Source organism: Chryseobacterium foetidum (assembly GCF_025457425.1).
Taxonomy (GTDB): Bacteria; Bacteroidota; Bacteroidia; order Flavobacteriales; family Weeksellaceae; genus Chryseobacterium; species Chryseobacterium foetidum.
Window position 1 is genome coordinate 210,159 of record NZ_JAMXIA010000001.1, and the last position, 12,159, is coordinate 222,317.

At 36.9% G+C, this 12,159-nt stretch carries 6 protein-coding genes; 5 read left to right on the plus strand and 1 reads right to left on the minus strand.

Annotated elements, in window-relative coordinates:
- The first annotated feature begins 175 nt into the window (after nt 1-175).
- From ccsA to NG809_RS00975, 3 genes are all read left to right on the plus strand, one after another.
- Entirely contained in the window at nt 176-3,505 is a 3,330-nt protein-coding gene (ccsA, locus tag NG809_RS00965; RefSeq protein WP_262147254.1) for a cytochrome c biogenesis protein CcsA, read from the plus strand.
- A gap of 108 nt (nt 3,506-3,613) precedes the next feature.
- Nucleotides 3,614-5,158, plus strand: coding sequence for an IS1182 family transposase (locus tag NG809_RS00970; RefSeq protein ID WP_262147257.1), 1,545 nt, complete (start codon nt 3,614-3,616; stop codon nt 5,156-5,158).
- 326 nt (nt 5,159-5,484) lie between these two features.
- Nucleotides 5,485-5,988 carry a hypothetical protein gene (locus NG809_RS00975; RefSeq protein ID WP_262147259.1) on the plus strand — a complete coding sequence of 168 codons (504 nt, stop codon included), beginning with the start codon at nt 5,485-5,487 and terminating at the stop codon, nt 5,986-5,988.
- A gap of 263 nt (nt 5,989-6,251) precedes the next feature.
- Here the strand turns inward: NG809_RS00975 and uvrA are convergent, their stop codons facing one another.
- Nucleotides 6,252-9,038, minus strand: a complete 2,787-nt coding sequence (uvrA, locus tag NG809_RS00980; RefSeq protein WP_262147261.1) for an excinuclease ABC subunit UvrA — start codon at nt 9,036-9,038, stop codon at nt 6,252-6,254.
- Between the two features lie 243 nt (nt 9,039-9,281).
- Here uvrA and NG809_RS00985 point away from each other — a divergent pair, with 243 nt between their 5' ends.
- Nucleotides 9,282-10,085 (plus strand): GLPGLI family protein, encoded by an 804-nt coding sequence (locus NG809_RS00985; protein WP_262147264.1) that lies wholly within the window; start codon nt 9,282-9,284, stop codon nt 10,083-10,085.
- Nucleotides 10,086-10,288: 203 nt separating this feature from the next.
- Nucleotides 10,289-12,115, plus strand: a complete 1,827-nt coding sequence (locus tag NG809_RS00990) for a TonB-dependent receptor plug domain-containing protein (RefSeq protein ID WP_262147266.1) — start codon at nt 10,289-10,291, stop codon at nt 12,113-12,115.
- Nucleotides 12,116-12,159 lie beyond the last annotated feature (44 nt).

A 12,159-nucleotide genomic window follows, 5' to 3' on the forward strand; every position in this document is an offset into this window, starting at 1 on the left:
TTTATCTGAATTTTTAATGCCAGCCCATTTATTTTTACTGATAATGAGGATTTAAATTATTTATTAAGAATGATTCCAAACAAGCTTCAGGTGGGGCTTGACTGACAAAAAACAGCTTTTTTTCTCTGCCTTTCGTCTAATCATCCTTATTTTTGCATGTCAAGTAAAAAATAAAATGAAGAAGTTAACAGACATACTGATTTCTACCCGAACGATGGCAGTACTTTTACTCGTATATGCCTTCTCCATGGCCTACGCCACCTTTCTGGAAAACGATTACGGAACGCCTGCTGCCAAAGCTTTGATCTATGAAGCAAAATGGTTTGAGCTGATCATGGTTTTGCTGATCCTCAATTTTTGTGGAAACATTGCCCGTTACCGTCTTTGGAAAAGAGAAAAATGGCCGGTTCTGGTTTTTCACTTGTCGTTTATTTTAATATTTATTGGTGGTGCGATTACCAGATACATCAGTTTTGAAGGACAAATGAGCATCCGTGAAGGTGAAACTACCAATGAAATTGTCACTGATAAACATTTCTTTAAAATTCAAATTGAGGAAAAAGGTGATATTCTGACGTATCAGGATATACCTTACTTAATGTCTCCGCTTCACAAAGATTTTGAGGCCAATTATGAGTTTCACGATAAGAAAATTAGGGTTGTTGCGAAAGATTATATCCAGAGAAAAAAGGACAGTTTAGTTCCCAATAATAATGGTGTTGAATATCTTCATCTGGTTTCTACAGCGAGTACAGGCAGACAGAATATTTATATTAAACAGGGTGAAACCAAATCTGTTAACGGAACTTTGGTTTCCTTTGGAAAAGCGATTGAAGGAGCTGTAGAATTTGCCTTAAATGGCGGACAGCTGATGATAAAAACCCCCTCTGATGCAACTTACATGACAATGGCAACTCAGGCAACGGGTTCTACAGTGAAAGATCAGTTTCAACCCTTAGTACTAAGAAGTTTGTATACGATTAATGACTTAAAACTGGTTGTACCCAACGGTTTAAGAAAAGGAAATCTGATTGCAGTGGAAGGCGACAGAAAAAAAGACCAGAACGTTCCGGATCAGCTTACGGTTGAAATTCAGGGGCCAAAAACCAAGCAAATTGTTGACTTATCCGTTGAAAGAGGAAATCCGAATGCTTACAAGCAAGTGACGATGGATGGTCTGAATATTATGATGGGCTTCGGACCGAAAATTTATACCACGCCATTCAATATTAAACTTGACGATTTCGTGATGGAAACTTATCCTGGAAGCTCGTCTCCGAGTGCCTACGAAAGTCATGTGAAAATTATTGATGAAGGTAAAGAGACGCCTTATAAAATCTACATGAACAATGTCTTAAACTATAAAGGTTACCGATTTTTCCAGGCAAGCTATACGCCAGACAGAATGGGAACCTTACTTTCTGTAAACCACGATTTCTGGGGAACTTTAATTTCTTATATCGGTTATGCATTTTTATTCGGAGGAATGTTTGTGATGTTCTTCTGGAAAGGAACTCACTTCTGGAAGCTCAATAAAATGCTGAAAGACATCAGCAAAAAGAAGGCGACGATGCTTCTTCTGATTCTTTTAAGCTTAGGCTTGAATGCTCAAAAAATAGAAATGCACGGCAAGGATGACGGAAGCGGAGAGCATGTGCACTCGGCAGATGACGGGCATACGCACGAAGTTGCCCCGGAAAGGTCTCAACAGCAGAACTCTCTGGCAAGTCCATTAACTAAAATGAGAAATATTTCTCCCGACGAGATTATTTCAAAAAACAAAATCAGCAGAGAACACGCAGACAAGTTTGGGTATCTTTTGGTGCAAAATTATGAAGGTAGAATTGTTCCGATCAATACGCAGGCTTTAGATGTTTTAAGAAAATTATACAAAAAAGATAAGTTTAAAGGCACTGACGGTAATTATCTTACAGCTGAACAGTGGTTTATTTCAATTAATACAGATACACCAAGCTGGACGATGGTCCCTTTAATTAAAATTGATTCTAAAGGCGGAAAAGAGCTGTTGAAAAAAACAAAAGCTGACGAAGACGGTTATACCTCGCTGATGAATCTGTTCCCGGCAGATGCCAACGGAAATTTAACTTATATTCTTGATGAAGATTTTAATACTGCGTTCAGGAAAAAACCTGCCGAGCAGTCTGAATATGACAAACAGGTTATCAAAATAAACGAAAAAGTACAGATCTTCAACAGTTTCTTCAGTGGGCAGTTTATGAGAATTGTTCCTGTGAAAAATGATTCCAATCACACATGGAATTCCTGGTTAGACCAAAAAATGGAACCGGATCCTGAATCTCAGAAGGTGATGGGACCTTACTTTGCAGAAGTACTTCAGGCGCAGAAATCTGGTAACTGGAGCAGGGCAGACGGTGAGCTTAAAAAACTTTCAGATTACCAGCAGAAATGGGGAAAGGCAGTTGTTCCCTCTGAATCTAAAGTGAATCTTGAGGTTTTTATGAACAAGGTTAATATCAATTTTGCGTTATTGATTTTCTACACGTTCGTTGGAGGATTTTTAATAATTCTGGGGTTTGTAGAACTTTTCAAGCCGAGGAAGATGTTAAGTATTGCCATCAGAGCGATTATTTATATTGGAATCGTTGGATACTTCTTACACTTTTTAGGTTTGGTGGGAAGATGGTATATTTCCGGTCACGCACCTTGGAGTAACGGTTATGAAGCGATTGTCTTCATCTCATGGATTGGAATTTCTGCAGGTCTTGCCTTTTATTTCGGTTTCGGAAAAAGCAGCGGTGATCAGACAGGGGATAAGGCACTTTCTGAAAAAAAGAGTTTTTTCAGTTCTAAAAATAATTCAAATGCATTAATCCCTGCGGCAGGATTTATGGTAGCTGTAATTATGATGGGATTTGCTCACGGTGGTTCTGCACTTGATCAGCAGATTACACCTTTGGTTCCTGTTTTGAAATCATACTGGCTGATTGTACACGTTGCGATCATCGTTTCGAGTTATGGTTTCTTTGCACTGTCTATGATTATTGCTGTAATTTCGTTGGTGTTTTACATCATTGCAGACAAAAAATTATTTAAATTTCATAATGATACAACATTAAAAGAACTGGCTATTGTTTCTGAAATGTCTTTAACGATCGGTCTTTTTACTTTAACAGTTGGAAACTTTCTTGGAGGAATCTGGGCGAATGAATCGTGGGGAAGATACTGGAGCTGGGATCCAAAAGAAACCTGGGCATTTATCTCAATTATGGTGTATGCATTCGTTTTACACATGAGATTAGTTCCGGGATTGAGAAGCAGATGGGCGGTTCACGTAGCAACAATGTTTGCATTCTGTTCAATGGTGATGACTTATTTTGGAGTAAATTATTACCTGAGCGGACTTCACTCTTATGCAGCAGGAGATCCGGTTCCTATTCCGATCTGGGTTTATCTCGGTTTGGCTACGATGCTTACGTTAGCTATTGTTTCATACATAAAATTTAAGGCACTGACCAAAAAATAGAAAGTTTGAAAATGTGTTTTAATGAATCCGTCTCACAACTGAGGCGGTTTTTTTTGGTAATTATTGCAGGATTTCGTATATTTATATCTGATAATCAGACAGTTGTTTATGAATTTTAAGCATTACAATCAAAATCAGTTGGTTTTGTTTCCTTATAGTTTTGAGGATTTGATTCCCGAAAATCATCCTGTTCGGATCGTTAATGATATTTTGGAGAAGGTAAACATTGACCCGCTCCTGAAAGCTTACAGTAAAGAAGGAAATCCCAGTTATCACCCTGTGATGATGCTCAAGGTGATGGTTTTTGCGTATATGAACAATATTTATTCATCGCGGAAAATCGAAAAAGCGCTTCGTGAAAACATCAACTTCATGTGGCTCTCCAACATGAGCATCGTGGATCACAATACCGTGAACCGTTTTCGAACCCATAAACTTGAAGCCGCCTTCAAAAATATTTTCTCCCAGGTGGTTTTGCTTTTGGCAGAAGAAGGTTTGGTGAGCCTGAAACAGGTGTTTGTAGACGGAACCAAAATTGAAGCACAGGCGGGTCGCTACACTTTTGTCTGGGCAAATTCCATCAAAACCAACAAAGAAAAAATGCTTCGTCAACTGGAAGAGCTCTGGAAATACGCTCAAAGTGTGGCAAAGGAAGAAGATAAAGACCCTGAACCGCCGGAGTTCAAAGAGATCAGCAAAGAAAAAATCCGGCAAACGGCAGAAAATATCAATGCCAAATTAAAAGGCAGCGGGGGTAAAACCGATTCCGACAAAAAAGCCAAAGCCAAACTGAATTACATTAAAAACAATTTTGAGAAAAACCTCGATAAATACGAAGCTCAGGAAGCTATTTTAGCAGAGCGGAATTCCTACAGCAAGACCGATGAAGATGCTACTTTCATGAGAATGAAGGACGATCACATGATGAATGGACAGCTCAAACCGGCTTATAATGCACAGATTTCCACAGAGAATCAAATCATCGTCAATTATACCATCCATCAGCAAACCAATGATATCAATACTTTGGAGCGTCATTTGGAAAATTTTGAGAAATTGTTTGGTAAAAAAAGAATGGAAGAGTTGGAAGAACTCACTGCCGATGCGGGGTACGGAAGCGAGCAGAACTACGAATTATTGGAACAGAACAATATTACACCATTTGTAAAATACAATACTTTCGACAAAGAGCAGAATGCCCATTATCAGGCGAAACACAAGACTTTCAGCAAAGAAAATCTGCATTACAACGGGGAAGGCGATTTTTATATCTGTCCGATGGGACAAAAGATGGAAAAAACGCACGAAAGCACGCGCAAAACCAAGACCGGTTATCCTCAAAAGCTCTCCCATTATCAGGCTAAAAACTGCTATGGATGCCCAATTAGAGGCGTTTGCCACAGTTCCAAAGAAAACCGAAGCATCGAACGGAACCATCATTTGGAAGATTACAAAGAGAAAATACGAAAGCTTTTAAACAGTGAAAAAGGCATTAAAAAAAGAAAACAACGCTCGGTTGAAGTAGAACCTGTGTTTGCACATCTCAAACATTGCAATAATTTTAAGCGGTTTACCCTCAAAGGTCTGAAAAAAGTAGAATTGGAGTTCGGTTTACACGCTTTAGCACACAATCTAAGAAAGAAAGTTGCCTAAAGAGGACAACTTTTTCTATTTTCCAAAATAATATACATTTTACTGAAATAAAAAATCCGCCTCAAATTTTGTTGTGAGACGGATTCTTTTTATTGATATAAATCAGCTGATTTATTTTTATTTAGTCTAAATAGTTTTTATATTTGCTCAGTCAAGACTTAAGGTGAATGATGATTCTAATTTTAACTGTTCATTTCCAAACTTTTCATATCCATATTAATTTTTCATTTTTCAGGAACCGGTAATTTATTTTATCGGTTTTTTTTTCAATTAATCTAAAATGTTTGATTTATTAAACTTAAATTTACTTTTGCAAAAAAACATAAATGAAAAAATTGACCACAGCATTTTGCCTATTGCTTTCGCTCACAGTATTTTCACAGAAATTATACACAAAAATCAAAGACTCAAAGGTTGATAAGGAAAGGCTTATTATTGCGACAAATTTTGTTAACCTTTATCTTTCCAAATGTGAAGCGCAGGATTATACTCAATTTGAAAAATTTGTTCTTAGTAAAAATTTAGAAAATAAACTTTTTGAAGATCGGGGAAAATCTTGCAAAAATCTTCTCAACAAAAACGGAAAAATTCAGATTAGATCCTTTAATTCGGCGTACAGTCACAACTACTTTAAAAATGCAGATCCTGTAGAAATGTTTGTCTTCGATATCAGTACCGAAAAGCAAAGTGAATTAAAATACATCAGCGTCTGGGTTTATCTTGATCAAAACGTCATTGGCGGAATCTGGTTTTCAAAAGAAATATCTGTGAATCCAAATAAAGAGAAGGATAAAAAAGAATCCGCTCTTAGAAGCGGATCCAATAGATAAATACATCTCATTTTTTAGTTAGACAACAACAAAAAAGCACAGCCGACGATGCTGTGCTTAAATTTTTATATCAAATTTAATTGCAATTTCTGAAAATGGAAAAGCAAGAAAAGTTTTCATTTCATTTTTATTACATAGTAAATTTAGGAATAATTTTAATACGCAATATAAATCTAATGTTAAAATTCACAGGTTATCCACATTTTTTTGTGGATAACTTCAAAGGTTACAAAAACGATTCGTCATCGTTTCGCTACAAATTTCTACAACTTCTCCGCCACATACTTCGCAGTATGCGACTTCTTATTTTTTGCCAAATCTTCCGGCGTTCCTGTGAAAACCACTTCGCCACCGTGCTTTCCGGCATCTGGGCCAATGTCTACGATAAAATCCGCACATTTGATAATGTCAGGCTGATGTTCAATAACAATCACAGAATGTCCCAAATCAATCAAAGCCTGTAGCGACTTCAGTAATTTTTGAATATCGTGGAAATGTAGTCCGGTAGACGGTTCATCAAAAATGAATAGCGTTTTGTCAGTTGTTACACCTTTTACGAGGAAAGACGCAAGTTTCACCCGCTGTGCTTCGCCACCGGAAAGGGTTGAAGAGCTCTGCCCAAGCTGTAGATAGCCCAAACCAACTTCCTGAAGCGGCGTAAGTTTCGTAACAATCTTATCTTCTTTATTTTCTTTAAAAAATTCGAGAGACTCGTCAACGGTCATGTGAAGGATGTCTGAAATATTTTTTTCATCAAATTTCACTTCCAGAATTTCATTTTTGAAACGTGTTCCTTTGCAGGTTTCACATTCCAGCTCGATATCAGCCATAAACTGCATCGAAACGTTGATTACGCCTTCGCCTTTACATTCATCACACCTTCCGCCATCCACGTTGAAAGAGAAATGCTTTGGCTTGTAACCCATCATTTTAGACATTTTCTGCTTGGCAAAAAGATCCCTGATGTCGTCATAAGCCTTCAGATAAGTTACAGGATTTGATCTTGAAGATTTCCCAATCGGATTTTGGTCGATCAGTTCAATATTTTTGATCATTTTCAAAGGAAATTCTACCGAATCGTAATCTCCTTTTTTACCGCCCATTCCGAGCTGAATCTGTACTTCGGTGGTCAGAATTTCTTTCATTAAAGTAGATTTTCCACTACCCGAAACCCCCGTGATCACCACAAGATTTTCAAGTGGAATATCGACATTAATATTCTTCAGATTATTCTGTCTGGCACCTTTGATATGAATAAATTCTTTCGCTTTTCTTCTCTTTTTCGGAACTGCAATTTCAAGTCTTCCTGTAAGATATTTTGAAGTTAAAGTATCGGCATCTTTCAGTTCTTTATAATCTCCCGCAAAAACCAATTCACCTCCTAAATATCCTGCTTCAGGACCGATATCAATGATATAATCTGCCGCTTTCATTACATCTTCATCATGTTCTACAACGATTACTGTATTTCCGAGGTCACGAAGATTTTTCAGAACGCCAATCAGATTTTCTGTATCTCTGGAGTGAAGCCCGATGGACGGTTCGTCTAAAATATAAATCGATCCCACCAAAGAACTTCCTAAACTTGTCGCCAGATTAATTCTCTGACTTTCCCCTCCGGAAAGGGTGTTGGATGTTCTGTTTAAAGTTAAATAACCCAGACCAACCTTCAGTAAAAATTCAATTCTGGTGGTAATTTCGTACAAAAGTCTTTTGGCAATTTCTTTATCGTGATCAGACAGTTTTAAGCCTGCAATTAAAGGAAAAAGTTCATCCAAAGGAAGCTCTATCATCGACTGGATATTGTGCCCGTCAATTTTTACCCAAGTCGTTTCCTCACGCAGACGCAAACCTTCACAGGTAGGGCAAAGTGTTTTGCCGCGGTATCTTGAAAGCATCACTCTGTATTGAATTTTGTACAGATTTTCTTCCAACATTTTAAAGAAATTGTTCAGAGAAGGGAAAGTACTTTTTCCATCACCTTTCCACAGGAAGTTTTTCTGCTCCTTGGTTAACTGATGGTAAGGCTTATGAATAGGGAAGTCGCCGGCTTTCTTAATGAAATCTTTCTTCCATTCGCTCATTGATTCACCTTTCCACGACGCCACGGCATCTTCAAAAAGCGACAAAGCTTTGTTGGGAATCACCAAATCTTCATCAATTCCAATTACTTTTCCGTAACCTTCGCAGGTCGGGCAAGCTCCAAAAGGATTATTGAAACTGAAAAAATGAACATTCGGCTCAATAAATTCAATTCCGTCAAGCTCAAATTTATTTGAAAACTCTTTTACCGTCCCGGACTCAATATTTTTTAAAGAACAGTATCCCCGTCCTTCATAAAAAGCCATTTGGATGGAATCTGCCAGTCGCTGAAGAAAACTCTCATCTTCTTCATAAGAAAAACGGTCAATCACGAGGTTAATAACCATATCTTTTTCGGGAGTAAATCCGAAACTTTCCAAATCTTCAATTCCGGCGACATTTCCGTTGATTTCAAGTCTTGTGAAACCAGCCAGTTTTAAAACATTTAAAGTTTCTTTAAAATTTTCTGAATCAAAATCCAGAGGTGCCGTCAGTAAAAACGCTGTGTCTTTTTTGGCATCTTTAATATAATCAATCACATCAGAAACAGAATCTTTCTTCACTTCTTCGCCCGAAACCGGAGAAAATGTTCTGCCGACTCTTGCAAAAAGAAGCTTCATGTAATCATAAATCTCGGTAGAAGTTCCCACCGTAGACCTCGGATTCGACGAAATTACCTTCTGCTGAATAGCGATGGAAGGTGCGAGACCTTTTATATCATCAATTTTAGGTTTTTCGAGTTTACCTAAAAACTGTCTTGCGTAGGAACTTAAACTTTCCACATACCTGCGCTGTCCTTCAGCATAAATCGTGTCGAAAGCCAGTGAAGATTTTCCGCTTCCCGAAACGCCTGTAATCACGATGAGCTTATTTTTAGGGATAAGAACATCAATGTGCTTCAGATTATTAAGGTGTGCGTTTTTTACGAAAAGTTGTTTTTTTATATCGATATCGGGAGTTGTAGCCATAGTAAAATTGTGACCGACAAAAATACGAAATTCTGAGTTGTAAACTTAAAAGTTTTTGATAATATACTTAATTCCATGAATTGTCATTTACTCAAAATTCCATCATTAAAATGAGAAAAAAATTGTATATTTTGATTATTATTTAATGATGCTTGAAAAATTAAATTGTTGAACGAAGTACGCACATTTATTGATAGTAAGGAATTTACAATAACAGGTTTTATCCAAAAATGATCAAAAAACATGTTAAAAAAACTCACATTTTTCTGTCTGCTCTGGTTTCAAATATTTCAGTCGCAGGACAAATACAATAATGCAGAGCTAAAGATTGATTATCAGATGATCATTTCAGATCATCAGGGCAATAATAATGGAGATGACATGCGACATGTATATGATTTCACCCTTTTATGTAATTCACTAAAATCAATTTATGCAAATAGTGGATTGCAAAATTATTATGAATTTATCCGAAAAAGCAGAGGAAACAGGCATATACCAGGTTTAGATAAAAGTATGTATCCAAAATCAAAAAGCAGCGTATATAAAAATGGCGAAAGTGTGGTTGTAACTTTGCCGGTTGGGAATCAACTATACACGTTTACTGAGCCTAAACTGAAATGGGAAACAATTTCAAATGAGAAGAAGGAAATTTTAGGAAATCAGTGTTTAAAAGCAAAGGCAATTACAGATACAGGCAAATTATATTATGCGTGGTATTGTCCCACAATTCCGATACCTGAAGGACCATTTCGTTTTAAAGGACTTTCGGGATTAATTTTAGAAGTGCACAACGAAGACAAAAGTCTTATCATCAAGGCAACTAAAATTGAAAAATCAAAAGATATTATTGAGTCTATTGCCTACGTTAATACAGTAAATTTAAAGGAAAAAGCTGATTTTATTAAGAAAAGATCAGAATATATTGACAATCCTAATGCCGATCAGTTTTCGTCACCGTACAAAGCCTACACCCTTGACGGCAAGGAAATAAAAGTGGATAAAAGAAAATCGCTAAAAATAAATGAAAGTATTCTTTTAGATTAAATTAATTTTCAGGAATAATAATGATCCCTTTTTTTGCAGAAAGTGGATTTTTTGCATTTCAAAATAAATCTGTAGCAGTACCAACTAATACAATTTTTAATTTTATTTTAAACAATTTCACAAAATATATTATGACAAGTATCATTTTTTGGTCTGATTGAAGTCTGCTAATTTTGAACGCTTCAAACTAAACTATACAAACTATGATCAGAAAACTGATTACAATCTCTGCTGTCTCTGCATTTTTTTCGGTTTCAGCACAGGAAAAACATTCAGATATTGATTCTGTGCAGATTCAGGGAAAATTTATTGCAACGCCCTACAAATCTGCCAATCAGAATATTTCAGTAATAACAAAAGCAGATATTCTGGCTTCGCCTGCAAAAAGTATCGACGAAGTTCTTCAGCTGGTGCCGGGAATGGATATCAGAAGAAGAGGTGCCAACGGTGTGCAGAGTGACGTGAGTTTCAGAGGCGGATCTTTTGAGCAGATGCTTATTCTCATCAACGGAATAAGGATGAATGATTCTCAAACGGGACACAATTCTTTGAATATTCCTGTTGATTTGGATGATGTGGAACGAATTGAAGTCATAAAAGGTCCTGCAGCAAGACGTTTCGGACAGAATGCCTACGCCGGAGCTATTAATATCATTACAAAATCAGAACCTGGAAAGCGCGTGAAAATAAGTGCGGAAGCCGGAGATTATGAAACCTACGGAATGGGACTGAATGCCAATTTCGGAAACGAAAAATTCTCAAACTTACTTCAAGTGAATAGTAATTCTTCTCAGGGTTACCGTTACAATACAGATTACGAAATCCGCAACGCTTATTATCAAAATCAGCTTAAAATAAAAAACGGAAGTTTGAGACTTCAGGCCGGAATTTCTGAGAAGAAATTTGGAGCCAACGGGTTTTATTCCTCTCCTTTAGCTACAGAACAATATGAAGAATTGCAGGCTTCTATCGTGAGTTTAGCACATCAGCAGAGTTTTGGAAAGTTTAGATTAAATTCAAATGTATACTGGCGGAGAGGGCAGGACATGTATGTTTTCAACAGAGCCAAGCCTGAGATTTACCGAAATATGCACATCGGAAACAATGTGGGTGGAGAAGTGAATGCAAGTTACAACTCAAATCTGGGAACTACTGGTTTGGGTGTTGAGCTGAGAAAGGAATATCTGGCAAGTAATAATCTGGGACATCGTGAAAGATTTGTAACACAGGTTTTCTTCGAACATCATTTTTCTTTCTTTAATAAAAAATTAAACATCAGTCCGGGTGCTTCCTGGGCAAATTATTCGACAGACGGAAACTTCTTTTATCCGGGAATTGATGTAGGCTATACCTTTCTTGAAAACAGCAAAGTGTACGGGAATATTGCCAGAGTTCACAGAGTTCCGACGTTTACAGATTTGTATTATTTAAGCAAAACCGAACAGGGAAATATGAATCTGTTGCCTGAAAATGCCGTGTATGCAGAAATCGGTTACCAGTATCAGACCAAAAATATTTTAGCTAAAGCCAGCGGATTTCTGAGGGATGGAAACAATACCATCGACTGGACAAAAATAAGTCTTACAGATCCCGTTTGGTACGCAAAAAATGTGGGAGACAGCAATATAAAAGGGGTTGAGCTTGAGTTCGATCACAAAGTAACAGACTGGCTGAGATACACTGTTGGCTATACGTTCCTTGAAAATAAACTTACAAATCCGGAATCTGTTTTCGCAAGATACAATCTCGATAATCTGAAGCATCAGTTTGTGGGAAAACTGCAGAACCGTTTCCTGAAATATTTCACCAACGAACTGGTTTACCGATACAATGAAAGACTGAATTTTGGGAGCTACCAGCTTTTGGATGAGAAAATAAGTTTTACGAAAAATGACCTTTCCGTTTATATTTTAGTTAACAATGTTACCAATACAAAGTATTCTGAAGTTTTTTATTCAAATGATTTGAACATTCCTATGCCCCAGAGGTGGTTTCATCTTGGTTTCACCTATCAGCTTAATTTTAGATAATTGTTAATAATAATTTAATATGAATTAAATGTTAATTAATCTAA

Excerpts from the sequence above, each read along its gene's own strand:
- ccsA (WP_262147254.1), top strand. The coding sequence starts at position 176 with ATGAAGAAGTTAACAGACATACTGATTTCTACCCGAACGATGGCAGTA.
- NG809_RS00970 (WP_262147257.1), top strand. The coding sequence starts at position 3,614 with ATGAATTTTAAGCATTACAATCAAAATCAGTTGGTTTTGTTTCCTTAT.
- NG809_RS00975 (WP_262147259.1), top strand. The coding sequence starts at position 5,485 with ATGAAAAAATTGACCACAGCATTTTGCCTATTGCTTTCGCTCACAGTA.
- uvrA (WP_262147261.1), bottom strand. The coding sequence starts at position 9,038 with ATGGCTACAACTCCCGATATCGATATAAAAAAACAACTTTTCGTAAAA.
- NG809_RS00985 (WP_262147264.1), top strand. The coding sequence starts at position 9,282 with ATGTTAAAAAAACTCACATTTTTCTGTCTGCTCTGGTTTCAAATATTT.
- NG809_RS00990 (WP_262147266.1), top strand. The coding sequence starts at position 10,289 with ATGATCAGAAAACTGATTACAATCTCTGCTGTCTCTGCATTTTTTTCG.